This is a genomic window from Paeniglutamicibacter gangotriensis Lz1y, from assembly GCF_000348945.1.
Classification (GTDB): domain Bacteria; phylum Actinomycetota; class Actinomycetes; order Actinomycetales; family Micrococcaceae; genus Paeniglutamicibacter; species Paeniglutamicibacter gangotriensis.
On the sequence record NZ_AOCK01000014.1, the window covers coordinates 90,227 to 113,326 of the forward strand.

The following is a 23,100-nucleotide window of genomic DNA, read 5'->3' on the forward strand; positions in this document are numbered from 1 at the left end:
ACTAGGAGAATTGAGTCAGGTACCCCTTCGCCCTTCGAACCACGGATGACGAGGTAATGACGTCCACTGGTCATCGCTGGCTGGATCGTGGCCATGTGCCGTTGTCAGTGGACCAAGACCACCACCGAGGTCTTTGAAACCGGCGGATTCAAGGGTTTCCGCTGGTCCGATGGCGAAAACACGCCGCACCTCCCCCTGCATAATCCCGCAGAAGCCCAAATCCTGGATGTGGGAACCCGAATCGAGCTCCATGACAACCAATGCCACCCCGCCCTGCTCACCGGCTGGATACTCACGGGGACCGGAATCCTGTGCGCCGTGACGGGATTCATCCTGATGATGCCCTGACCCGACTACACGCCATTTCGCAGTCATCCGAATCGGGCCTGGAACCGGTCCCGCCGCCTGGGAAGCCACCGGGTTGCGGGTGTCGGCATACGCCTGGGACTGCAACCACCTTCGCGTCCACAAATCCACCCGCGTCCCATACCCTACGGTGCGCCGACGAAGGGCACCTGCCCGCGCAGGACACAGGAACCACGACCCGGAACCACTGCGAACGAGGGATCTTTCGCATCAATCGCGGTTTGCCACGGAACCCGCAGTGTTCGGATCAGTCATTGCGTCGAATCCGGACATGGTCAATGCTCATGGTCGCCGGGAACCTGGTGCTTTGGTCAGGATCCCCCGGATACTCGCCCCCGACGGCCAGGTTCATCACCAGGTACATCGGCTCGTCCGGCACCTCCTTGCCGTCTAGTCGCCATACGCGCTTTCCATCAAGGATGAAATCCAACCTTCCGGGGGACCAGTCCAGGCCGATGGTGTGCCAACCGCCGGCCAGGGAAGCCCCTCCCGGCAGGAGATAGTCTTTCCCGATGGATGGGGCCGAGTCGTCCTTGGGATGCAGGTGCAGTCGCAGGCGTCCCGTATCCTCACCGGTTACTTCCAGCATGTCTATCTCGGGTCGGGAATTCTCGCTGGCGGGAAGCAACCAGATGGCCGGCCACAGGCCGCGGCCGGCGGGCAGGCGAAACCGGACCTCGACCTTCCCATACGTGAAGGCCAGCCTGGGTGCCCTCTGGTGGGCCGGCGGGCCCGTCGTCACCATGCCCGAGGCGAAGCGATAGTCCTTGCCGTCGGATGCAGATATCGCACTGCGCTCGGCCGTCAGGTGAAGTGCTCCTTCGGAGACCTTGACCTGTCGCGGAAGGTACCATTCGAGTTCGTTGTTGGTCGCTATGGTGCATCCGTCGTCCTGCCACCAGTGGCAGGTGTTCCAGAGGGAGGCATCCAGCGTGTTTTCGTCGAACCCCTCGTCCAGCAGCATCCCGTCCGTGGAAGCTGCATCGGGGTGGATCCCACTGTTGAGGCCGTCAGTTGGCTGAATTTGGGTACTGCCTGGATTTTCGTCCGGAACCTGAGAAGTACATCCCGACAGCAGCGCCAAGGCGATCAATCCGGTGACGGACCCAAAAACTTCTCTCTTCCGGCCCATGACCCGATGATAGCTGTAACGATCATGCCCCGCCACCGGCCATCCTTCCATACAAGATTTCCGGTCGTGGCGGACGGTGCCCGCGTCGGAACGCTCGCCCCATGGCTGGAGAGCAGGCGACCGGACCACTGAATCATTCGGCCCGCCGGATGCCCAGGACATGACTCCATGGGGCACCTTGGACAACCCCGTACCTGGCCGCTGCATACAACTCCTGGGGAACTGCCCACCCAGGTTCCTCTGACTTGATGGAACCGGGACCGACCCCGCCTGGTGCCCGAGCAACTGAAAAAGCGCGAACCCGAATACCGCGGGTCACCTATATGGAAGCGGCGGTGGGGGCGAGCTTGAACCAAGGAGCCCCCATCTCCACGCCCAGGGCCTTGGCTTCGTCCGAGCGGGCGACGGCGCAGCCGTCGTTGTTGGACAGCACGATCACCGGCCGGCCGATCAGCGTGGGGTCGAAGGCTCGCTCGCAGCTGACGTAGAAGCTGTTCACGTCCACGTGGGCGATGTATTCGTTGGAGTCGGGCTGTGGGCTCCAGGGGGCTTCTATGTCGGTAATCGGTGCTATTTGTTGTGGCACTATTCCTTCTCTTTTTATCCCGGATTGGGCCCGAAACCACCATATTCTCCGGCCACCCCGTTTAGCTGTGCATACAGTAGCGGGTCAGCATGAGAATTCTGTGTCAACTCGTCACTGGAGTACCAATTCGCACAGACCGAGCTCCCTCAGCATGTCTTCGACAATCTGTCCGGAGGGGAGAGTCGCGTCGATGACGACGAAGGACGGGAAATTCTCCATCTCCCGGTATGCCGCATCGAATGCCTGCAAGTGCCCGAGCGCCTCCGTGTCCGTGGCTCGACTCTCAATCCGTGCGTGCGCGAGGTCAGCTGGGATAGCGAAATAGAAAATAATGTCTGGAGTGGGCAGGATCTTAGACAGGAAAGGAAGAAGCCACCCCGAAAGCAGGCCCCGCGCCCGTCGCAGTGCCACTTGGCAATAGAGGTACCTGTCCATGATCACGGTCCCGGGACCGAACGTGGCTCGGCAGTGGGAGATCAGTACGTTAACGCAGCGGATCGCCGTTTCGATCGTCTCGAACACCATCACAGGAGGATGGATGTTGTGGCGAGCGGAGCACGTGGACAGGCTTCGTCGGCCTGAACGGTTCTTGATGAAGGTTGCAGGGTAGTGCGCCGCATTGAGTCGTTGCGTAAGCAGCCGACCCGTTGTGGTTTTACCAGCCCCATCGATACCGGCGAGAACAATGATCATGACTCACCGCCATGCTCTCCGGACGACGCCGGCAACGATCGGCGTTGGCCGTGCGCAAATGCGCGCTGTCCCCTCATCATGGAATATTCCCAGCTCTCATCGGACGTTAGTTCTCTTCTTGATCTTCGTTCTGGCCGTCCTGCTGGTCAGTACCCTCGTCCTGATCGTCCTGCTGGTCAGTACCTTCGTCCGAATCGTCCTGCTGGTCAGTGCCTCCGTCCTGATCGTCCTGCTGGTCAGTGCCTCCGTCCTGATCGTCCTGCTGTTCAGTGCCTTCGTCCTGGTTCTCGGCACCATCCTGTTCTTCCACTGCTGGTGTTTGTGGGAGTTGGGTGTTGTCGCAGCTGGTGAGGAAAAGGGCTCCGGTAAAGAGCAGGGTGGAGCCCAAGATCGCTGTGGCTCGGTTTTTCATGGTGATTCCTTTCGTAGGTGGCTGTCGCTGGCGGGGAAGACCGTCAGGAGCGCATTGATCTCTTGATGCGTTGTAGCGGGAGGCGTCCCAGTAAGCGGATCGCCCAAGTTCCCAATATCTCGTTTAGCTATCCGAGGAGATGATTGCCGGGATGAACGGGTACGTAGTGCCCACTGCCGACGATCTGGCTTCGGGCTCAGCGGCCGAAGAGGTCATTGAGTCCCGGCAAGGAGAAATTGGATCCGACATCGTTGAACTGCTCGCCAAGGCCCGAGACGGTTTCACCGGCGTTGGCCGTGAACTCTCCCAACCCTCCGGTCAGGCCCTCGAGATCGATGCCGTTACCCAAGGCTTCGAAGTCAACTCCCATGCTTGATGCCTGTTCCAGGAGCGGTCCGGCCAGCGAGCTGACGACGGCTCCTCCAACGACCGCGGTGAGAACACCTCCTGCCAGGAGCCCTGCCCCTGCCGCGGCGCCTCCGATCATCACACCACGGCCGATGCCGCCGCCCGGACGTGAACCGTTACTCCCGGCGCGATCGAGCAGGCCCCTCAGGAAACCGGGCCGCCCGGCCTCGGCTCGGGCTGCGGTTCGTGCCAGGTCATCGGCACCCGAGGTTCGGGGATGGTCCTCGGTGGGAAGTTCCGTGCGCATCCGCTGCTGGATTTGATCCCGCTGGGCCGGGGTCAGGCGTTCGAAGGCTTCGCGGTGCATCTGCTCTATCTGGTGCGGATCGGCGGTTTCCAGGAGGTAATCGTAGCGCGCGATGGCCGCCCGGTCAGCGTTGCTGATCTCCTCGGATGGAACACGCGAATCGGAGTGGTGCGACTGGGCGCGATATGTCTCGGTGGAAGCTGGCTGGCGGCCGGCAGAAGCCTCGGTGGCGCGTCCGTCGCCAGTTAGGGTATCTGCTGCAGTGCGGACGATCGCACGCCAGTCTTTCTGGCCGGCGTTCCTGGGCTGATTCGGCGTACCGGACTTGTCCAGGGCTTTCAGGGCGAGGCCGGTGAGTTTGGAGAACATGCTCATTTGGAGTAATCCTTCGTGATGGAGGGGTCGCTCGGTGCGGGTGCACTGGGACGTTTTTGGTTGCCGCGGGTCTTGAACAGACTTGCGACGGTGGCCACGGTGATCGTGGCGGCAATAAAGAGCAGGGAGAAGGAGATCGGGATCTCGGGGATCCACAACAGCGGCTGCCCGCCGTTGATGAAGGTAAGCTCATTGACGTGCAGTGCGTGGAAGACGAGCTTCACGCCAATGAACGCCAGGATGACGGCAAGGCCTTGGGAGAGGTAGACCAGTCGCTCCAGCAAGCCACCGATGAGAAAGAACAGCTGTCGTAGCCCCATCAATGCAAAGACGTTCGCCGTGAAGACGATGTAGGCCTGGTCGGTGAGCCCGTAGATGGCGGGGATCGAGTCGACAGCGAAGATTAAGTCGACAAAACCGATGGCGATGATGGTGAGCAGCATTGGGGTAACGAACCGCTTGCCGTCCTTCTTCACGGTGAGCTTGTCTTCGTGATACTCATCGGTCACCGCCAGGTGACGGCGTACGAAGCGCATGAACCGGTTGTTGGCCGGATCGCTTTCGTGGTTTGAGAATGCCTGACGGTAGGCCAGGAATAGCAATAGGGCACCGAAGAGGTAGAAGATCCAGGACAGGTTCTCGATCAGGGTCGCGCCGACGGCAATGAAGATGCCACGCAAGACCAGCGCGATGATGATGCCTACCATCAGTACCTTCTGCTGGTAGATCTTCGGTACCGCGAACGCACCCATGACCAGCAGGAAAACAAAGAGGTTGTCAATCGACAGTGCCTTTTCGGTGAGGTAACCGGCGAAGTACTCGCCCCCGTACGTCCATCCCGAGAGCGTGCCGATACCGACGCCGAACAGCATTGCGAGGCTGATGTAAAACACCGACCAGCGGGCGGATTCACCGATGGAGGGTTCGTGGGGCTTGCGCACGTGGACGAAGAATTCGTAAATGAAGAAGACGATCGTCACTGCAATGGTGATGATCCAGATCAAGGGTGATACCTGCATGAGGGTACTCCAAAGGGATATGGCGTGGATATGACGCCAAGGTCTCCTCCGCTCTGATCAGTTCAGAACCGATGGTCCGGGATGCACGAGTGCATACGTATTGACGGACCGATCGCGGACGGGAGTACTCCCCTTGATATAGACCAGAATACAACATGGCCGACCGGTCGTTGATGCCATGAGTCGAAGATCCAGGATTTACCCATCGGATTCGTGGCGACCGTGGAGCATTGGCATCGTCCAGGGACCCACCAGAAATCAGCCGAGCGGAGTGGCAGGCATGGCTAGTGCCGCGTACCGGGCGTTTGACGCCGCTACGGCAATGGACCAACGGATCGCGGTGGTCGTGGAGTTGCCCGTCAGCCGTGCCAATATGGCGGGCGGCAGTTCTTGGGCCAACTCAGCCATGGCGCCTGTCCTGCCACGGGAAGCAGAGACTCCCAGCTGCTTCATGCTTCCGATCAACGTGGATGCCGAGAGGGGATATCCGGTCCTGATCCCGGGAAAAAGCCAGTCGGTGTCACGGGTGGGCGCAAACAGTCGTGGTGCCATCCGGTTCTCGTGGGTTCCAATAGCCAGGTCCACCAGGGCATCGGGAAGCAGCAGGGGCTCGTTCCCCAATTTCAGGTAGACCCGTTCGTCGTTCGTGCTGATGTCGGACACGCGCAGCTCCACGATTTGCTGTGGTCCGGCGCCGAAGAGCAACACCAGGGCCGCGGCAAAGCGCACCGCAACCTGCGAGGTGCACCCGGGATCCAGGATTTCGTGCAACAGGTGCGCCCGTTCGTTTGCTGGCGTGCCGGCCACGTCAAGGGCGTTGCCGGGTTTCCTGAGGATCTCGATGCTTCGGACCCTCCCGTTGGCGTGTGCCCACGCGAGAAAGGGCTTGACCCGGTGTCTTTCCGCCGACCCGTTGGCTCTCCAGCGATCCATGTCGGACTGTGTGAGGGAGACCAGTGCCCGGTTCTGCTGCTGCAGCCATGCGAGAAGTTCCATGACCAAGCGCAGTTCCCGGCGGCGGCTCGTCGTCAGGCTGGAATGGACCGGGGATTTCCGCTTCCGTAGTTCCCGCACGTGGCGCCACCGGGCAAACTGGACAAAGGCCGCTCTCTGTTGTGGATCCGTGATTCGCTGTGCCGTGCGGGTGATCCATTCCTCGAACCTCGCCAGGTTGTTGTCGCGGTACGGCAGCAATCCTGCATCAATCAGGAGCGAGCGCACGGCCCGTGTCGCCTGGTCCGCCCCTGCATGGTCGAGGAATTCATGGGTAGGTATGATCTGCGAATCAATGATGCTGCGAAGTAGCCCCATGGATGAGTTCCTCGCCGCGGCAAGGATGGACTGCGGCTTGGCATCCTGGCAGAGATCATGGATGGCTTGGGCCACCGGGCTGTTTGCCCTGGCTTCAAGGGGCACCAGGCGTTCGAGTTCATCATCCGCGGCGCAGTGCTGACACAAGTCGGCCACCTGGAGGTTTTCGTGGCGTCCGCATCGACCGCAGTCGCGAAACGACACCGGGTCCTTGGGGTAGCAGTAGTCGCAAAGCGGTTTCCCCTGCGCCCGGCCCACCACAATCCGGTGCCGTCCGCAGTCGGAGCATGGCTCGGGTTTGCGCGAGCACCGGCCGCAGATGGCTATTCCCTGGTCATTGCGGGTGGCGGCTCTGACTTGTGTGCCACAGAGCGCGCAGGTTTCCTTCCGGCGTGAGCACTCGTGGCACCGTGCCCGGGAAGTGCCGGCGAACAAGCACGGTTTTTGCCGCTGGCATCCGGGGCAGTAGTCGATGCGGTGCTTGGGCCGACATTTGGAACAGACCGGCCCGTCGGGTCCGTTCCAGGCCACGTACCGCCGTTGCCCACAGTCGATGCATGTGGCCGTGCGGTCGGGCAGTTTCTTCATGCACGTTTGGCAGATTCCGGTCCCGTCAGCGGCGTGCAGCACCAGTACTTGCTCCCGCCCGCATTGGGAGCAGGTTTCCCGTTTGCTCGCGGAATAGCACCTGGCACAACAACGCAATCCTCCCAGGATGTTGGCCAGGGTCGCTTCCCGGCCGCACCGCCCACATGCCACGGGAGTCACCTTGACGCCGGCTTTCTCCAACGCGGCGTGGAATCTCAGGAACAACACCGATCCCGCCGCAGGCTGGGCGAACCACTGCTCGGACCGGGTGTTCAATTCCAGGGAAAGCCTAAGGATGGCTCCTGCTTTCCAGGTGCTGTGCACCGTCGCGGCCACGGTCTCGAACTGGCGTGCGGTGATGCCGCATCCGCTGCCGAGAACGGCGGTCCTGAACACGGCCTCCACCTGCCCCAGCTGGCCTTCCCAGCAGGTGCCGCACCATTCCTGCCCGTCCACCACGGCGCGCCGCTTGCGCCGTTGCCCGCAGCGGGAGCACTCGATGTGCACGCGGCGGTCTAGTGAATAGCACGAAGCGCAGATGCCGTGCCCTCCTCTGCGGTTTGGCAGGCGGCGTTGCTCGTGGCAGCGGTGGCATCGCGGGCGTTTGAGCGTGGTGGCTCCTTCGTGAATCAGCTGGTCGATGATGCCGGCCAGGCTTGAGGGCATCGTATCGTCCCCGGATGTCAGAAACCGGATGTCATTCTGCAAGACCGAGAGCAGTTCGGGGACTGCGGGCCGTGCTGCCACGGTCCGCGCCACGACCTGGAGAATCCGGGGCCGGGGAAGGCCGGGTTCTATCCGATGAATAAGTTCGGCAATGTCGTCAAGGGCAGCCTCACGCTTCATGGTCGGGAACAATGTTGGCACGCTTGGGACGGAACCCTTCTTTCCGCAGGAAATCCGCCGTTCCCGTGGTGTCCTGATCCTCTGTACCTGTCTTGGCAGATGAATGACGCAGTTCGACGCGTTGAACCAGGTCATCGGCGCTGCAATCGAAAATGTCCATGAGTGCCACCAAGACATGCAGGTTCAGCCGTTCGGGTTTCTCCGTGGCAAGCCGGTAGGCCTGGCTTGAGGACAACTCGATTCCGCGTTCTTTTAGCTCACGATTGAGCTTGGTGGTGGTGAAAATTCCCGCGGCAGCCATGATTTCCCTCAACCGCCATTCGTACCCGATCGTTTTCATGTTGCGCCTTTCGTCTTGGGTGATTCCGGCAAGAGCTTGGCCAGTGCCTGGTGCATCATTTTGTTGGCGAAGTCCCCGCTGACTGCCGTGTAGATCGCCGTGGTGGATTGGTAGGCGTGTCCTACTTGTTGCTGCACGAAGACCGGATCGATCCCCAATTCGATCAGGTGGGTCACGTAACTGTGCCGTAGGCAGTGCGGCGAGAGGGCCTTCTCGAGGCCCAGACCGTCACGTAGTTGTCCAAAGGTTTTCCGCAGTTCATGCGTGCTGGTGCGGGTTCCCCGTTCGGTGACCCACAGGGCATCGGAATCCTTGGTGCGCACTTGCGGCCAAACGTTCTCCACATAGTCACGCACGGCGTCAACCGCCCACGGGTGCAGGGACATGACCGAGCGGCGCTTGGGGGCCGAGCCCGCCGAGGATTTGCCGTGACGGACCTGCAAGACGCCGAAGCGCCCGAATTCCGGGTGGTGCGGGTTGGCGTAGAAGTCGTTGACGTCCAGCTGCACGGCTTCGTTGATGCGAAGGCCCCACCCGTAGATCACCTTCAGCATCGTGGAATCACGGTATGCCGACACCGCTCCCTTGCGTCGTGCGGCGATGCAGTCCTCGACCCTTTCATCTGCCCGGTCCAGGAGTTGTTGGATCTCCATTCGGCTCATCGGCCGGCGCCCGGGCCGGCCCTCGTATTCCTGCAGGTGTGCCACGCTGTTCCACTCGTGGCAGACCTGGGACGGGTAATTTCCGAAGCGGGAGGAGCATTCTTCAACCCAGCCGTAGTGCTCGGAACACAAGTAGCTGCAAAACTCCCTAACCGCGTACTGGTAGGTGCGAATCGTCGAGGGAGCCAGTTGCTTGACTGCCACCAGATGCATCATCCACTCGTCAAAATCAGCGGCGCTCCAGTTCCAGGGCCAGTCGTTGGTAAACGCCTGAAACTGCGAAATCTGGCTCACGGTGCCCCGCACGGAGGATTCCTTGAGGTTCCGTCCGCCACGCTGGCGCATCTGCCAGCCTTCCAGCATGGCAGTGAAAACCGATTCTGCTTCGTTCAGGAAGGAGACGTCGGGCAAAAGCGACAGCGAGGCAGAGCCCGGCGGTGCTCCTCGATCAAGCAAAATATTCTCCCGTCTAATGCACTATTCCTGCATTAGACGGGAGATCTCCTGCTAAGTCCAGAGCGTTTCGCCCTTTTCGTCGGCTCAATGCTAGACAACAATGGCAATAGCACCCCTTGTGCGGGCCGTAATCACCCGTTTAACGGAATAGCACCTAGTTAAGCTGGTGCAGACATGTTTCGGCAACTCCCCACACGGTGAGGGACGCCAGCTCCCCCACCACCAGATCCGGATATTCCGGGTTCTCCGCCTGCAGGACCACACCCCGCGGGGTCAGGCGCAGTCGCTTGACGGTCATTTCCCCGTCCAGGACCGCCACCACGATCGAGCCGTCCACCGGCTTCCGGGCGCGGTTGACGATCAGCTCGTCCCCGTCCGAGATGCCGGCACCCTCCATGGAACAGCCCGAGACCCGCACGATGAAGGTGCTCGTGGTGTCGTGGATCAAATGCTCACTGAGGTTGATCGTGCCGTCGAAGTAGTCCTGGGCCGGCGAGGGATACCCCGCCGCGACCGCGGTTTGGGCCACCAGCAGCGGGACCGAAGTGCCGCCCACTTCGACAGAACGTATGTACTGAATAGTCACTTTACGACCTAAATTTATGGAACAAGTATTCACCTCAAGGATACGTCCGCCACCCACAGTTTGATCCGCTCCACTCCTGTGGGTACAACCCAGGGGAATGATCAATGCCCCGCACGGCCGGAAGCCGGTCGCAGGCAAATCCCTGTCGAGACGAAAACCACGAGGCCGCATATGCCCAGGTGCCGGCGAATCGCGCAGAGGGCCAGCGGTTGCGATCCGCCCGCCGGCAAGGGCAGGAAATAACCGCTGCCTCCCGGCCTTGTGGCCGGAAGACCGCGGTTAGTACCCCATGCGAGAACGCCGGTTGCCTCTCGGCAGGCATGTGGGCGCTGCGCGCCATCAATGCCCTTGGCTTGCAGCTACCCGAGAACGGCAGCGCCTCATCTGCCTGAGCCGTGACCCGGCGGAGGTGCCGGCAGGGCGGTCCGGCCTCGTTTCGGCTTAGTTTCGGCCTGCTTCGTTCTGCATGCGTTCAACGGCCGGCCAGACGATTTTGTTGAGCATGTACTGGATGCTGCGTTCCTCACGGGCTTGGAAGGGCAGCACGGATCCCGACTACGAGGCCAAGGCCAGGCGCGTCAATGAGCTTTATGACCTCGCCGACGGCAAGTCCATACCCGGGGAGGGCGACCCCGAGATCGTGCTCTGCTTCGACGAATTTGGGCCGCTGAACCTCCAGCCCCACCCCGGGCACCAGTGGGCCCCGGCCGCCACCGGGATCGGGGACCAGGACTCCCCGCGCCGGCGACGGCGACGGGCCACCTACAAGCGCCCGCACGGGGTGCGGCACCTGTTGGCCGCCTACGACCTGTCCACCGACAAGCTCTATGCCCACGTCAAACCTCACAAGCGGCGAACTGAGTTTCTGGCCTTCATGCGCTACCTGCGCACCCTGCACCCGACGACGCAGCGGATCGCCATCATTATGGACAACTACGGGCCGCACCTGTCCACCAGGATCGACGCCCGGGTCGGGGACTGGGCCGCGGCGAGCAACGTCGAACTGGCCTACGTGCCATTCGACAGCTCATGGCTCAACCGGATCGAGCCCCAGTTCACCGCGCTGCGCTACTTCGCGCTCAACGGCACCGACCACCCCAGCCACAAGGCGCAGGGCAGCATGATCTGCCGCTTCATCATCTGGCGAAACCACCACACCACCGACCCCAAGCTGCGCAAGGTCATCCGCCGGGCGTCCATCGTCAAGAGGGCAAAGGTTGCTTGACGCGGTACTAGTCGAGTTTGATAGGGCGTCCGGCGCGTACCGCACCGGGCCGGACTGTGAAGGGCTCTCCCCCGTTGTAGGTCTGTTCCATATGGTCGTTGAGTGCGTCGATGGCTGCGGCCGCGTACTCGGACATCGTCTGGTAACCAGTCAGGTGTCTGGTCGCATCGAATGTCGCGCGCAGCCGAGTGTACTGCTCGGGCGTTTGGAAAATACCAGTCTTCTTTTTCTTGGTGAGGTCCTCGGCTGGAGTCGGCGGCGCAGGGGCTTGAGACTGTGGCGCAGCGAATGTCTGATATATCGGTGCTGACTGCACGTAGGCCGGGCTCTGCGCCAACGGGGCGGGCGGGGTTACCTGAGGCGGCTGAGCAACCTCGGGTTCCTTCGCCTCTGGCTCGGCGGCGACAGCGGGTGGTTCCTGAATCAGGGGATCCTGCTTCGACGGAATTTCTCCGTCGGTAGAGACGATCTCAGCGATTACACTGGTTCGGTTTGCTTTCTTGAGCCCACGCAAGATGTTGCCGGCTGCAGCGCCTCGCTCCCCGCGTTGCGCATCCTGAGTCATGGGGCTGTCCTCTCCATGATGTTTTCCGCCAGTCGCTTCAGGGATGCCAGTTCGATCGTGCTTGAAGATCCGAAAGTCTTCAATGGCACATAGCCTGCCTGGGATTTAGCGTAGATTTCTCGGTCGAAAAGGGATGGCTCAAGAACGAACCCGTCGTAGTCCTGGCGCATTTGCATGATCCAGCGATCTTGGTCCAGGCGGTTCTTTTTCTTCTTGTTGACCACGATGCCAACGACGTCCAGGTTTTCGTTCAAGCTTTCCTGAACCTCAGCGATGGTGGTGACAATTTCTGTCAACCCTTCCACAGACCCCACGCGAGGCTCACTAACCATCAAGGCATGGGTGGCTGCAGTGAGCGCATTGACTGTGAGCAGCCCAAGAGAAGGCGGGCAGTCGATCAGTACGATGTCGTACTGATCGGCAACACCGCGTAATGCAGTTCGCAAACGACCCTCGCGGGCCATCATGGAGTCTCGCTCGCGGGATGCCAGGTTTCTTTCAGAGGCGATAAGGTCGAGCGAGGGGTGCCCCCCCTGCCATGCATCACCGGCAGGCATAACTGCATCCGCAGCTACGCCAGGGAGAATCCTATGCTTCTGCTCTTCGTCGCCATACAGGACGTCGTTGAGGGTGAATTCCGGGTCAACGATTCCCAGGGTGGACGTTGTGTTTCGCTGGGGGTCTGCGTCGACAACAAGAACCTTGAGCAACAAGTCCCTTGAGAGCACCTCGGCGAGGCCAGTGACGAGGGTCGTCTTGCCGACGCCACCCTTCTGGTTACATACAGCGATGATCCGGGCTGCCATGAGGCTACTATTTCTCCAAAGGTCGGGCTTCTGGTGAATGCAGCCGTTAGATGGGTGCCAAAATAGCCCCTGTCGTCCGGCTACGACGGGAAGTCTTCACCAGCCACAATATGCCTTACTCCCCCACTCTTAGGTGTGTTGATGCTTCGACACGCCGGAAACTGTTTCAGCCTTGCGGCGGCCGCCTATGGAAGAAATGGAACCATTAGCACCGCAAGTTCCAATGGTTCCACTTGCACTAAAACCTCCAGGGCGCGAAAGGTTCCATTAGTTCCATGCAAATGGCTCTAATAGTAGTCATGGAATTTATGGTTCCATAAGTTCCTGGAACCTTTGTAACCAATATTTACATTACTTCTAAAGGTTCCAGTTGCGATCGTGGTCACTTATTGCACCAATAGCTCCATTAGGGTCGATCGATTGTGTGGGCTCTCCTTCGCTAGGAGGTGTGTCAGTGATCCAGGGGCACGCCTGCTGATGCTTAGTTATCAACAAGGCACTTAGACGGCTGGTGGAGCTGTCTACCGATTATCGCTTGGAGGGCAGCGCTGCGGATTCAAGGTGGCGGAACCAATGGTTCCATTACTTCTAATACTGTCTATGGCACCTTTGGAACCATTTATGGCCGGCACTTATGGATCTATTACCTCCAATGTCCATCTGCCTGTCGCCACGGCACCTATAGTTCCAATGGTTACATTAAAGTCAAATGGAAGTATTGTTACCATTGCCATCTATGGAACTATTTGAACTATAGGTTCTAAAGGTTCCTCGAGTAATCGGCCGGTAGAGCGGGGGAGTTGTATGTTTTTCGCCAGTGCGCAGGAAATCCCTCTTCCCAGGGGCAGAGACCGGGCTAACTGCATCAGCATGCTGCGGGCGACGCGACGAAGAGCCGGCTCTTGAAATATTGATAAAAATGGATCCATTCATTCCGCTTTGGCAGGGAAAGGCGTTGCTGTGATGCGGCGGATCAATCGTGCCCGCGTCGTCCTGATTTGGTGTAGACGGTTCTCCCTACTGATGCCAGCCCGGGGGATCGGGGTCCCCATGCTGTCGTAAATGGAACCATTTATGCCATTAGTTCCATCGGCATCCTGCGCGCGGAAGAGTGTCTACGATTTCCTTTCTATCCCAAAGTGCCGCGCGCTCTCATGGCTTGAACTATTCGCACTTATGGAACCATTGCTTCCATAGGTGCGAATAGTTCCCAGGTGTTTGGTGCCAGGGGAGTGGTTGCACGGCCGGACCAAACATGGCTGGTAGATATCGGCGCAGGCTCGTGTGGCATGCGAACTAATGGAACCATTTCTGCCATTGATTCCAGATGGGCCCAGAACTGGAACCTAAGAGGCTCTTCGGAGCATCATGTCCGAAAGAGTCCACTCATCCGGTGGGCCCTCGAATTCTTCCCATGGATAATCGTCCCCGGGGGAGAGCAGTAGCAGGGGTCCAGCCTGGCGCTGGGCAAGCCACTGTCGCCAGGCGGCGCGCTCAGCGCGGTGCTTATGGATTTGGTCGGCAACGAAATCAGCGACCCCGAGGATTTCGGCCAATGCAGCGAGTGAGGTGCTTGCCACGGCCTCCCATCCGTTTTCGCATCGTCTGACGAGGTTCCATGCCGCCAGAATTTCTAGTGCTTCATGTACCGTCGACCGGCTCATCCTTGTTTCGGCAACTATGTCTTTGACAAGAGCAGGGGAGTGCTCGATTGCCTCGTAAACAAAGGCAGCAGGCATCCCCAAGAGGCGGAATGCAGGTCGCATTGCATGCACTTTGCCCTTGCGCCAGGAAATCTCGTTCGCACCTTCTTCGATGTGGCTCGGGATAACCAGGGTGTATTGGTCAGCGTTCACACCGATTGCCTCGGCAGTGTGGGCAATCAAGGGGTCAGGTTCAGATCTGAGGGCCCGCAGATGAGCTGCAACGGTCGTAGGCTCAACCCCTGATGCGACGGCCAGCGACCTCACGCCGAATTCAACTATTCGGCTCTCTGTCTTGTGGGCTGCTTCGCCTATGGCTCGTAGAATCATGCGGCGAGCAAGACCAACTTTACTTGCGCCATACCTGGGTTCAGCAATCCTTAGAGCAGTGCGCCAGGATCTGATGAACTGGTGTTCGGCTGCAGCACTGCTGATATCAGCCTTGTACCTACCCCCCTGTGTTGAAGGCTGGCTTGTGTTGGTTTTCTGGACACTCTTCTTCCCTCTAGATTGCGCCATGAATCTTTGGGCGGAAATCCAGTCTCGGTGAAGGGCCTTTGACCTGTTGGCGGGGGAGTAGCGGGCGTAGAACTGGGCAAGGCCGGGCCATGTGCCATCCTTGGTTCGACGATCGATGTCGGTGCTGTTCATCCCTGCAGCGGCAGCCGCCAGCACAACAGCCTGACGGGCTTCCGATGGGCTGCTGTAGCGCGCGGAGTCGTAGATTCCCTGGCTAGCGAGGACGGTCATGGTTCGTGACATTCTGGACCCGGGGGCAGACATGGAAATTGCCAGTACTGCTTCGGTCTGTGCTTCCGCCTCCATCGAGTGGATCTCGGGGTCAAGATCCTTGATCAGGGCTTGGACGGCCGTCTCATCCGCGGGAGAGTCGAATACGGACTGGGCCATCCGGACGCTCATCTCCAGCTTCTGATATCCGCCGGACTTGTGGGAGCTGCCAGGCACACGGATGCATCCGTGTCGGAGGTTTTGGTGCGGGGTTGGGTCCAGGCTTTTGTGCCGGCGCGACAGCGCAGTGACCATGTCGCGGGATGTGTGGAAAGGCATCGGGGTGCTCAACGGCACGTAGACGTGGCGCCCACCATTCGGGGAGTAATCCTGGATCCACTTGAGGCCATGGTCGTGCAGCCATTGCGTGAGCGCTCGAACATCGGCATCTACTGCTTCTTGTCCACCTTTGGAGGTGTCGAAGTCCAGGCAGAGAGTACGGCAGGCTCCATCGACTCCGTGAATGATGACGGCTGCCGGCTGGCTGGGGCGGTCCCGGGTCAGATCGCGTTCGTACCGCTGAGGATAGTTGCGGCCGGAGTCGCGGGAAACGCGTACCCGTGCTTGGCCGCTGATGCGATGAGAGAACTCAGCCCACAGAGCGTCGGGATCTGTGGAGGACTCGAAAGACGGCTGATTTGAGACACGCCAGTGTTTTTGGGCGCGCTCGTATGGCACGCCCGATGGGGGCTGTTGTAAGATGGGGATAATCCTTCCGGATGGCACGACTGAGGCGGAGCTCAGATAGTCGGGAAACCGCTACTGAACTGCTCCAGATGTCTAGGGGATCAAATTGAATACCGTTGTAGTCACCGAGTCCTTTCTTCCACTGAGATTTGATTCGTTTGCGTCATTTGGGGATGAGCGGATGCCCGTCCACTGATCTCCAAGAACCAAAGTTCTTTTTGACGCTCCATCCAAGTTCTTCGTTCGTCCCGGCAAAAGAGGTACGAAGAACCTATTCTTCGGAAGGCCCGCGAAAGCGGGCCTTTCTGCATTTACGCGGTTTTCTGCAGGCGCGATCCATGCAAGTCAACGTCACGAACAGCCTGGGCGATCAAAGCTTCGACGTATTCGCTCACAGACAGGTTGCTGGAGCGAGCCGCTGCATCTAGCTTTGCGCGGCACTCCACAGACACCCTCGTGGCAACGAAGCTGCGTTCGCCCTTACTTCGCTGTCCGCCTCCACGATTCCCAGTTGCACTCATCTGCTCGTCCTCTGCTTGTGTCCCATTCGGGCCTGCTGCCTGAATGATTCGGTCAACGGTGACTAGCGGTCGGTGAGTCAGGTAGGCCCGATGGCTTCCCTGTTTCACTTTCCAGCTACACATGAAATTACCACCGTGTGACTCTGGTTTCTTGGACCTGTTTCAGTTTGCGCGTGGCTTCTGATGCTGTGCTGCTCAGGAAGAAATAGAAACAATGGAACCATTGGCTCTTTCGGCTTGCTGACTGGCAGATATGGCTGTTTTGGGACTGGGAACTTATGGGGCAATTGGCAATATTGGTACAAATGGTTCCAATGAACGGAGCGGATAATTTTTTCGTTTGGGCGTGTCGCCACTGGGGGAGTGGCCGGAAAGTGCTTCATCTTTCGCCGCATACACCGCAAGATACGGGGTCTGGGGAAGAATCGCCCGGAAATTCACGCTAAGGAGTCAGCGGCCTGTTGAATGGGTTCCATGGCGGTCGATTTTCTAAGTGATGAGCAGGTCGCGGGGTTCGGCGGATTCCCCGGCGAGGTACCGGCGGAGGACCTGGAACGTTTTTGTTGGTGTGGACTTTCGCAGTTTTGGGTTCGGTCACGCCGCGTAGGCCAGCGTGTCAATGAGCGTCCGGGATATTTGCGTGGTTTCGGCTTCGGAGCGGGAAGCTTCGGATATTCGGTGGGACCACATTTCCCGGCGTAGTGCGGCCAGGGCATCGAGGAAGCACGGGGTCGCCTTGGACCTGTACCAGGGCCGAACGATCCACGTCCTCCTCTCCGGTGCGCCTCCACGTACCAGCACCAGGTGGCCGCGTGGAGCCACAGGGACAGGGCGGCGGCCCGTTCGGGTCCCTGCCGCTTGCGGGACTGCGGGTCCTGTCCGCCGAGGTCCTGCTTGGTGTCGCGGAAGCAGACCTCGATCGCCCAGCGGGCGGCGTAGCGCGAGAGGACATCCGCCCCGCCGGCGGTGAGGTCGGTGGTGAAGAAGTAGTCGTCGGGTTCGACGCCCTGGGGGTCACGCACGATCACCAGCCGGACCAGGCTTTCCTTGTTGACCCGGTACCACAGGACGTCTTGGACGTGGATCTGGCGTTCGATGGTGGTGCCGCGGCTGTCGGCCTGAATGGTCCTCCAGTCTTCCGCCGGAACGGTTGCCGAGAATGCCGTCGGGGTGGGAAGGCGCTCTCCCTTGGTGCGGGGCCACCCGCGCTTGCCGGTGGGCGGCGGGGCCGCCTCGTAGAGGGCGGCGTCGCGGCGCATCCGCGAGGTGATCTTGGTGCGGGGCAGGTTGGCGCCGGCGAGGGTGGCGTAGGCACCGTCGGCACACAGGTGGAAACACCTGTCGGGGAACCATTCGGCGATCTCGATCATCATCGCGGCGGCGTGCGCGATCGTGGTGGTTGTGCTGTGGGCCGTGGGGAACGAGCCAGGAACCGTAAAGGAATCGATCCCATCTCCGCAGAATCCGGGAACCTAACGGTTAGCGAAGGACGGGACGGGTTCCCCTTTGGCTAAAGATCGTCGCATTCGCGGCAGATCGTCACGCCCGCCGACACCTTGGCCGCTTGGCTGCGGTGGCGGACGCTGAAGCATTCCCCGCACACGAACTCATCGGCTCCTTGCGGTATCACCTCGACAATCAGTTCGTCCAGGACGATGGCGCCGGGCAGCTCCTGTCCCTCGGAGAAATCCGTCTCCTCGAGGTCGACCTGGACGCTCTTGGCGTTGGGGGCATCCATCTTCTGGACGTCCTTGAGGACGCGTTCCGATGCTTCGGCAACATCCGGGCGTGCTTCGTCGTAATCCTGGGCCATGGTGGTCCTATCTTTCTGGTGGAGCTATTTACTGCCGAAAGTGTAGGTCCGGGGCTGTGGCTTGACCAATTAGCGGCGGGCTTCACATGGTTGTGTCACCGCTCAATGACACGATTGGTGCATGGAGCTGCTTGAACTGAACGCAGCCGCATTTGGAGGCGCGATGCGCGCACGGCGGAAATCGCTGGGATGCAACCAACAGGCCCTGGCCGAGTCCAACGTCTCGGAAGTTCATTGTGGAGCTGGAGGCGGGCAAGGAGAACGTGTCCCTTGCGGTGGCACTGGGGTCCTTGCCGCCCTGGATCCTGTCGCGCCCGCGCTGAGTGCCGTGGCCTTGAAACGGCGCTGGCCGGCCTTTATGGGATCTTGTGTATTTTTCGTGCTTTCGACTGGTCAATTCGCCATTGGGAAAAGTCGATAACCTATCTTATGTCATTAAATGTCTAATTTTTATCCTATTTTAAATAGGATAAAACTCACTTGACATAATCTATATTATCGGCAATGTAAATTCGATTTAGGGGAGTGGTCCGAAAGTGAACGTGAGCACAAATCGAGTGTTGTCCACATGGTTTGGCTTCACCCGGTAAAAAGGCCGGGGAAACAACAAATCCCAGGCGATACCGGCCAAGCGTTGCGTAGGCAACGACATGCCACCACTGGGGCGACCGACCAACCTAACGGTCAGCAGAAGATCGATAGGATTCCCGCAGCCTACAGATCGTTGCAGTCGCGGCAGGTTGTCAGGCCGGCCATTACCATTGCTGCTTGGCTGACCCGGTATTGAGGCTAGGGCCAAACATCGGAAGATTGCTGCTTCCGGATATGGAAGTGGTCATAGTGACGAGTTACCAAGCACTTTCCGTCTACGGTCCGGGTCACCGGATCCATGCTACTTGGACACTGCGGAGGTTTTTGTCAACGTGGGATCATCATCGAGATAGATGCCCCAAAGAAGCGTATTTTCCTGAAATATCGGGATATCAGGAAATCCCCTGAACCTCTCGCCTTGGCCCTCCATATATGCCTCATTACAGCTCCGGGTTCGTATCGCAACTTCGGCCGGTGATCAGCTAGATTAGGTCCATAAGCTCCTTGACCGGGAAGCAATTATGGCGCTGACTAAGACTGACGTTGAACACTGGCTTCGCTCCGTTGCGCCCGGCATCGGTTTGACCGTTCTGTCCAAGAAAGCCGGCTTTTCCCGGATCCGCCTCATTCAACAGTTGACCGGCGACCGGGTCCAAGAGGAAACGATCATCAAGGTTGCCCGAGTCCTAGACCTTAGTCCCTTGGAGCAGCTGCGCTCCTTCCCCGGCTTTGGCTATCTAAAACCATCTTCTCCTGACCGGTCCGAAGTTGGGGCCTTTATCCAGTGGAAGCACCTGATGCGTGCGAGTACCGCGCTCGAATTCGGTGAACCCGTCACCGAGTCCCTCCTGGGCCCCACCCATTTCGGGGAGACCAGCAGGCAATGGATCGACAGCATCGACCCCGACGGCGGATTGCGCAAGCACCTGCAAGCAGCCGGCCCGATCAGCAACCCGGGACTTTCAAAGATGCTCAATGGTCCCCTCAGATTGGACCTCGCGTTGCTTGCTACGCAGTACGCTGATATTCCGAGGGTTTCGGCGTTCGTGGCAGCCCACCTGCTGTCGCCTGCGGAGGCAGGATGGGCTACGGATGAACGTGTTCAGTGGATCCAAGGGTTGGGGCAGGTCGAACGCCTCCAGCTCGTGGAGACACGAATCCATGCCGCCATTGTGCGGGAACAACGGACTCAGGACTTTATCAACCACCTGGGGTGATAAATATGGGTGATTTGATCGCCGGCATTCTGGCCACGGTGTTCAGCATCTTGGTCGTCGTCAGGGCCCCTGGTGCGTTGCGCGAGGCGGCCAGGGTACGCATGTGGCTGGCCCATCTTGTCATGGCTCTGGTGTTGTGGCTCAGTGTCACCGCCGTCTATATGTCCGTCGATGCACTGTTGGGCGGACGGAACATCACCAACCTTCTGTCGCACTTCGGCTTCTATCTGATGTTCTGGCTGGGCGGCGCCGAGGTCGCCTTGAGCATCGGGCGCCACGATTTGTACCGGTTGGTTCACGGCACCATCGGTGCCATGGTCCTGGGCGCCGGAGCCGCGGCCATGACCGCCACGTTCATCGCCGCCGCACCCGAGTACTCAGCCATGGGCCTGAACCCGTTCCGGGATGATCCGCTCATCGTTCTGTACAAGGTCCTGAGCTACCTCTACCCGGGGTTTGTCGCCGCCGTACTGGCCAGACCCATGCTCCGCGCCGCCGTGGAGAGCCCCGGTTTGCTGGGATCCGCGAAGCGGTTCATGGCGATCGGATTCATCCTGGTGCCCCTGGTCCCCGTGGCGCATCTGGGAGAGTTGCTCGATCCCGGCTATGCCATGATCGTGGATCTTCTCTTGTATCCGGCAATCATCTTGGTCGCCACAGGCGTCACCCTGGCCTTCATTGCCCGACGGCAGATCAACCGGGACGCCTCAACGGAGCACCGGCAGCAGGCCGAGCATAGCGACTAGTGCGCCGATGATGGCACCGGCGAAAACCTGGCTGCTGGTGTGGTGGCTCAATTTCACCCGGGCCCAGCTGGTGATCGCGACCATGGCCACCGCCAGATAAGGCCCGTATGGCTGACCGGCGAAGGCATGGAGGAAGACGAAGGCGGCCACGGCCACGTGGATGGAAATCTTCCACACCAGCGTAATGGCACCGGTGGCCAGCAGCCCGGCCATGATGAGCAGGACCTCGCGGATCATGACCGGTTCGGCCCGGGTCACAAACATCAGTACCAGGCCAGCCAGGATGGAGACCAACGCGACCAGCAACAGGGGCCAGCGTTGTTCGCGCCGGGTCACATGGACATCGCTGACCTTGCCCCTGCCCCGCGCCCACATCAGTGCGGCCCACGGAATCAGGGTGGTGAAGGTGGTGGCCAGCAGCGCCTGCCCCCAGGGCACCTCGGGGAACCGCAGCGGGGTCAAGGCCAACAGTAAGGTGGCGAGGATGGTCGGGGCCAAGACGTGGGAGATCAGCCGCGGCAGCCGGGACGTCTTCAAAGGTGGCATGGTTCGGGGGTTTCCTGCCAAGTCATGGTGGGTGGGGTTATGGCGAGGTGGACGGGCCTCCACGCAGGTGGTGCTCCCATTCTTACTGACTCCTCGGGCTGGTTCTCCCTTCGGCATCGTGGTTCTCAGCTGTGTCGGGGGTATTCCTCATAGGTGTAGTCGCTGACCTTCCACCCCTGAGGGGTGTTGGCCATCGCGAGGCTGTAGAGGCGGACCGAGGCGCCCGGTGTGGTCTTTCCTGCCGTGTCCACCCAGTCCCAGGTGACTTCGTAGGCCAGGGATCCCGGGACCAGCGAATCGGTTCCCTCCACGGCCAAGACACGCGGCATCGAAACGCTGTGGGGGTGGTCGAACCATTCGCCGCTGGCCCCGTTGCGTGCCGGGGCGGTGATCGTGGCGGCCAGTTCCTGCGTGAAATAGGTGCGGGCCCGTAGGTCAGCGGACGTTTGGGTGGCATCCGAATCGGTGTGCCAGGTTGTCATGAGCGTCAAGGCCTCAATGGCTGCCTGCTGCTGTGCCGGCACCGGTGGCCCCGTTGAAGTGCTGCCTGGCGCCGACACTGTGGTTCCCGGGGGCTGTTGTGTCGCAAACTGGGCGGGCCCGGCCGGTGGTGCCGGGTCGGGTTTGGGTGCGCAGCCGGCCAGAAAAACAAGGGTTGTGGCGCTGAGCAGTGCGCGTCGTGTGATGGTCATAGGATGCCCTTTTCGACGAGTATCGGGGTCGGATCAATGGTGTCGGCGTGGATCATGCGCTGGTCGTTTGAGTCGGGTTTGATCACCTGGAAATGCAGGTGTGCCGCCGTCGAGTTCCCGGTGCTCCCCTCGATCCCCAAGGGCGTTCCGGCTTCGATCTCCTGCTGCTGGCGCACGAGCATGGATCCGACGGCGAAGTGGTGGAAGTCGAAGATGTAGCCGGGCTCCAGCAGGCACCGGGCCATGATGCGGGACCCGTAGCCTCCGGCGAGTTCCTGGACGAGGGTGATGCGCAGCGGTGTGGGCGCGATGACTGTGGCGCCCCGGCCCGTGGCCCTTCCGCGGCCGGTGGAGAAATCCAGGCCGTAGTGGAAGGTGGTCCATTGGTTGCAGGTGGCGCCTGCCGGGCAGGGTCGGTGGCCGTATCCGCTGGTGATCCGGCTGTGCGGCAAAGGGTGCACCCAGGAGCCCTCCCCCGGCCGCAGTTCCAGGGGCCCGCTGCCTGCGCAGTCGGCGCTGTAGACGCGCTGGGCGAGGTCGAAGATCTTGGAGACATAACTTTGGGTTTCCCGAAACGGCGGGATCCCCGAATACTTGAGCACGGTGCCCGGGCCGGCGTTGTAGGCGGCGAACACCAACCGCTGTGGGTCCTCCCCCGTGATCCCGGCGATCGCCTCCTGCAAGTCGTGCAGGTAGCGTCCTTGGGCTTGGATTCCTGCGACGGGGTCAAAGGGATCGGCGCCGTTGCCATACTGGTCCCAGGTGCCGGGCATGAACTGTGTCAGTCCCCGGGCACCGGCAGAACTGACCGCATCGGGGTTCCACCCGGACTCGGCTTCGATCTGCGCGGCCAAGAACTGTGCCGGGATACCCGCCATCAAGGCCGCGGCCTGCAAGGCGGGCACCCATTCGCGGTGTTCCACGGCCTCGACACGCAACCCCTTACCCGTGGGCGTACACATGGGACCGAGGGCCTCAGGAGTCTGGCCGTTATTTGGTCCAGGGCCCAGAAACAGCGGGATGGCCAGGCCGCCGAGAACCAACCCGGCTCCCCCGCCGATGAGTGTTCTGCGACTGATCATTCGCGTCCACGTGCCTTCGCAAAAAAGTATCATCTCGTTGACCTAGAGACTATCTCCAAATCTGCTGATACTCTAGGGCCACGAGGCATA

General features: G+C 60.4%; 22 protein-coding genes and 1 pseudogene. 5 read left to right on the forward strand and 18 right to left on the reverse strand.

Going from position 1 to position 23,100, the window contains the following annotated elements; translation table 11 throughout:
* The first annotated feature begins 93 nt into the window (after positions 1–93).
* The gene (locus tag ADIAG_RS19060; protein ID WP_007273077.1) at positions 94–348 is read left to right on the forward strand and encodes a hypothetical protein; all 255 of its coding nucleotides are present in this window, start codon (positions 94–96) and stop codon (positions 346–348) included.
* 265 nt (positions 349–613) lie between these two features.
* On the opposite strand, the gene ADIAG_RS20565 is transcribed toward ADIAG_RS19060, so the two are convergent.
* The 10 genes and pseudogenes from ADIAG_RS20565 to ADIAG_RS19110 all read right to left on the reverse strand — a co-directional run bounded on the left by ADIAG_RS20565 (position 614) and on the right by ADIAG_RS19110 (position 10,021).
* Positions 614–1,660: a glycoside hydrolase family 16 protein gene (locus tag ADIAG_RS20565; protein WP_161623980.1), complete on the reverse strand. Its 1,047-nt coding sequence runs from the start codon at positions 1,658–1,660 to the stop codon at positions 614–616.
* A gap of 169 nt (positions 1,661–1,829) precedes the next feature.
* Positions 1,830–2,012, reverse strand: a pseudogene (locus ADIAG_RS19070) (Y-family DNA polymerase); the annotation flags it as partial.
* A gap of 183 nt (positions 2,013–2,195) precedes the next feature.
* Complete coding sequence (locus tag ADIAG_RS19075; protein ID WP_007273080.1) at positions 2,196–2,777, reverse strand: dTMP kinase; 582 nt, start codon at positions 2,775–2,777, stop codon at positions 2,196–2,198.
* Positions 2,778–2,883: 106 nt separating this feature from the next.
* Positions 2,884–3,189, reverse strand: a complete 306-nt coding sequence (locus ADIAG_RS19080) for a hypothetical protein (protein ID WP_007273081.1) — start codon at positions 3,187–3,189, stop codon at positions 2,884–2,886.
* A 196-nt stretch (positions 3,190–3,385) separates the two neighbouring features.
* Complete coding sequence (locus ADIAG_RS19085) at positions 3,386–4,219, reverse strand: hypothetical protein (RefSeq protein WP_007273082.1); 834 nt, start codon at positions 4,217–4,219, stop codon at positions 3,386–3,388.
* Positions 4,216–5,238: a TerC family protein gene (locus ADIAG_RS19090; RefSeq protein ID WP_007273083.1), complete on the reverse strand. Its 1,023-nt coding sequence runs from the start codon at positions 5,236–5,238 to the stop codon at positions 4,216–4,218. The genes ADIAG_RS19085 and ADIAG_RS19090 overlap by 4 nt, the downstream gene beginning before the upstream one ends.
* 258 nt (positions 5,239–5,496) lie before the next feature.
* Complete coding sequence (locus ADIAG_RS19095; RefSeq protein ID WP_152426230.1) at positions 5,497–8,004, reverse strand: site-specific integrase; 2,508 nt, start codon at positions 8,002–8,004, stop codon at positions 5,497–5,499.
* Positions 7,973–8,323, reverse strand: a complete 351-nt coding sequence (locus ADIAG_RS19100; RefSeq protein ID WP_007273085.1) for a helix-turn-helix domain-containing protein — start codon at positions 8,321–8,323, stop codon at positions 7,973–7,975. The genes ADIAG_RS19095 and ADIAG_RS19100 overlap by 32 nt, the downstream gene beginning before the upstream one ends.
* Positions 8,320–9,441 carry a tyrosine-type recombinase/integrase gene (locus tag ADIAG_RS19105; RefSeq protein WP_007273086.1) on the reverse strand — a complete coding sequence of 374 codons (1,122 nt, stop codon included), beginning with the start codon at positions 9,439–9,441 and terminating at the stop codon, positions 8,320–8,322. The genes ADIAG_RS19100 and ADIAG_RS19105 overlap by 4 nt, the downstream gene beginning before the upstream one ends.
* Before the next feature lie 154 nt (positions 9,442–9,595).
* Positions 9,596–10,021 (reverse strand): LexA family protein, encoded by a 426-nt coding sequence (locus ADIAG_RS19110; protein WP_043476154.1) that lies wholly within the window; start codon positions 10,019–10,021, stop codon positions 9,596–9,598.
* A gap of 508 nt (positions 10,022–10,529) precedes the next feature.
* Between ADIAG_RS19110 and ADIAG_RS19115 the strand changes: the two genes are divergently transcribed.
* The gene (locus tag ADIAG_RS19115) at positions 10,530–11,252 is read left to right on the forward strand and encodes a transposase (protein ID WP_235045971.1); all 723 of its coding nucleotides are present in this window, start codon (positions 10,530–10,532) and stop codon (positions 11,250–11,252) included.
* Positions 11,253–11,259: 7 nt separating this feature from the next.
* Here the strand turns inward: ADIAG_RS19115 and ADIAG_RS19120 are convergent, their stop codons facing one another.
* The 3 genes from ADIAG_RS19120 to ADIAG_RS19130 form a co-directional block, all read right to left on the reverse strand.
* Positions 11,260–11,817, reverse strand: coding sequence for a hypothetical protein (locus ADIAG_RS19120; RefSeq protein ID WP_007273090.1), 558 nt, complete (start codon positions 11,815–11,817; stop codon positions 11,260–11,262).
* A complete protein-coding gene (locus ADIAG_RS19125) occupies positions 11,814–12,623 on the reverse strand; it encodes a ParA family protein (protein WP_007273091.1) in 810 nt (269 codons plus the stop codon). The genes ADIAG_RS19120 and ADIAG_RS19125 overlap by 4 nt, the downstream gene beginning before the upstream one ends.
* Before the next feature lie 1,346 nt (positions 12,624–13,969).
* The gene (locus ADIAG_RS19130; RefSeq protein WP_235045969.1) at positions 13,970–15,247 is read right to left on the reverse strand and encodes a MarR family transcriptional regulator; all 1,278 of its coding nucleotides are present in this window, start codon (positions 15,245–15,247) and stop codon (positions 13,970–13,972) included.
* A gap of 171 nt (positions 15,248–15,418) precedes the next feature.
* Here ADIAG_RS19130 and ADIAG_RS22315 point away from each other — a divergent pair, with 171 nt between their 5' ends.
* On the forward strand, positions 15,419–15,757 hold the full coding sequence (locus ADIAG_RS22315; RefSeq protein ID WP_235045970.1) for a hypothetical protein: 339 nt from the start codon (positions 15,419–15,421) through the stop codon (positions 15,755–15,757).
* 1,003 nt (positions 15,758–16,760) lie between these two features.
* Here the strand turns inward: ADIAG_RS22315 and ADIAG_RS21515 are convergent.
* Positions 16,761–17,696, reverse strand: a complete 936-nt coding sequence (locus ADIAG_RS21515; RefSeq protein ID WP_007273094.1) for a hypothetical protein — start codon at positions 17,694–17,696, stop codon at positions 16,761–16,763.
* Positions 17,697–17,833: 137 nt separating this feature from the next.
* Positions 17,834–18,136, reverse strand: a complete 303-nt coding sequence (locus ADIAG_RS19140) for a DUF4193 family protein (RefSeq protein ID WP_007273095.1) — start codon at positions 18,134–18,136, stop codon at positions 17,834–17,836.
* Positions 18,137–19,248: 1,112 nt separating this feature from the next.
* Between ADIAG_RS19140 and ADIAG_RS19145 the strand changes: the two genes are divergently transcribed.
* On the forward strand, positions 19,249–19,944 hold the full coding sequence (locus tag ADIAG_RS19145; protein WP_007273096.1) for a hypothetical protein: 696 nt from the start codon (positions 19,249–19,251) through the stop codon (positions 19,942–19,944).
* 5 nt (positions 19,945–19,949) lie between these two features.
* On the forward strand, positions 19,950–20,690 hold the full coding sequence (locus ADIAG_RS19150) for a hypothetical protein (protein WP_007273097.1): 741 nt from the start codon (positions 19,950–19,952) through the stop codon (positions 20,688–20,690).
* On the opposite strand, the gene ADIAG_RS19155 is transcribed toward ADIAG_RS19150, so the two are convergent.
* The 3 genes from ADIAG_RS19155 to ADIAG_RS20570 all read right to left on the reverse strand — a co-directional run bounded on the left by ADIAG_RS19155 (position 20,652) and on the right by ADIAG_RS20570 (position 23,010).
* Positions 20,652–21,236, reverse strand: a complete 585-nt coding sequence (locus tag ADIAG_RS19155; RefSeq protein WP_007273098.1) for a phosphatase PAP2 family protein — start codon at positions 21,234–21,236, stop codon at positions 20,652–20,654. The genes ADIAG_RS19150 and ADIAG_RS19155 overlap by 39 nt on opposite strands.
* 125 nt (positions 21,237–21,361) lie before the next feature.
* Complete coding sequence (locus ADIAG_RS19160) at positions 21,362–21,928, reverse strand: hypothetical protein (RefSeq protein WP_007273099.1); 567 nt, start codon at positions 21,926–21,928, stop codon at positions 21,362–21,364.
* A complete protein-coding gene (locus ADIAG_RS20570) occupies positions 21,925–23,010 on the reverse strand; it encodes a transglycosylase SLT domain-containing protein (protein WP_007273100.1) in 1,086 nt (361 codons plus the stop codon). Before ADIAG_RS20570 ends, ADIAG_RS19160 begins: the two co-directional genes overlap by 4 nt.
* Positions 23,011–23,100: the final 90 nt, after the last annotated feature.

What these genes read in the sequence shown, in the direction of transcription:
- ADIAG_RS19140 (WP_007273095.1), bottom strand. Translation starts at nt 18,136, where the DNA reads ATGGCCCAGGATTACGACGAAGCACGCCCGGATGTTGCCGAAGCATCG.
- ADIAG_RS19115 (WP_235045971.1), top strand. Translation starts at nt 10,530, where the DNA reads ATGTACTGGATGCTGCGTTCCTCACGGGCTTGGAAGGGCAGCACGGAT.
- ADIAG_RS19130 (WP_235045969.1), bottom strand. Translation starts at nt 15,247, where the DNA reads ATGAGCGTCCGGATGGCCCAGTCCGTATTCGACTCTCCCGCGGATGAG.
- ADIAG_RS19080 (WP_007273081.1), bottom strand. Translation starts at nt 3,189, where the DNA reads ATGAAAAACCGAGCCACAGCGATCTTGGGCTCCACCCTGCTCTTTACC.
- ADIAG_RS19125 (WP_007273091.1), bottom strand. Translation starts at nt 12,623, where the DNA reads ATGGCAGCCCGGATCATCGCTGTATGTAACCAGAAGGGTGGCGTCGGC.
- ADIAG_RS19160 (WP_007273099.1), bottom strand. Translation starts at nt 21,928, where the DNA reads ATGACCATCACACGACGCGCACTGCTCAGCGCCACAACCCTTGTTTTT.
- ADIAG_RS19085 (WP_007273082.1), bottom strand. Translation starts at nt 4,219, where the DNA reads ATGAGCATGTTCTCCAAACTCACCGGCCTCGCCCTGAAAGCCCTGGAC.
- ADIAG_RS20570 (WP_007273100.1), bottom strand. Translation starts at nt 23,010, where the DNA reads ATGATCAGTCGCAGAACACTCATCGGCGGGGGAGCCGGGTTGGTTCTC.
- ADIAG_RS19075 (WP_007273080.1), bottom strand. Translation starts at nt 2,777, where the DNA reads ATGATCATTGTTCTCGCCGGTATCGATGGGGCTGGTAAAACCACAACG.
- ADIAG_RS19150 (WP_007273097.1), top strand. Translation starts at nt 19,950, where the DNA reads ATGGGTGATTTGATCGCCGGCATTCTGGCCACGGTGTTCAGCATCTTG.
- ADIAG_RS19090 (WP_007273083.1), bottom strand. Translation starts at nt 5,238, where the DNA reads ATGCAGGTATCACCCTTGATCTGGATCATCACCATTGCAGTGACGATC.
- ADIAG_RS19120 (WP_007273090.1), bottom strand. Translation starts at nt 11,817, where the DNA reads ATGACTCAGGATGCGCAACGCGGGGAGCGAGGCGCTGCAGCCGGCAAC.
- ADIAG_RS19060 (WP_007273077.1), top strand. Translation starts at nt 94, where the DNA reads ATGTGCCGTTGTCAGTGGACCAAGACCACCACCGAGGTCTTTGAAACC.
- ADIAG_RS19100 (WP_007273085.1), bottom strand. Translation starts at nt 8,323, where the DNA reads ATGAAAACGATCGGGTACGAATGGCGGTTGAGGGAAATCATGGCTGCC.
- ADIAG_RS19145 (WP_007273096.1), top strand. Translation starts at nt 19,249, where the DNA reads ATGGCGCTGACTAAGACTGACGTTGAACACTGGCTTCGCTCCGTTGCG.
- ADIAG_RS21515 (WP_007273094.1), bottom strand. Translation starts at nt 17,696, where the DNA reads ATGATGATCGAGATCGCCGAATGGTTCCCCGACAGGTGTTTCCACCTG.
- ADIAG_RS20565 (WP_161623980.1), bottom strand. Translation starts at nt 1,660, where the DNA reads ATGTCCTGGGCATCCGGCGGGCCGAATGATTCAGTGGTCCGGTCGCCT.
- ADIAG_RS19155 (WP_007273098.1), bottom strand. Translation starts at nt 21,236, where the DNA reads ATGCCACCTTTGAAGACGTCCCGGCTGCCGCGGCTGATCTCCCACGTC.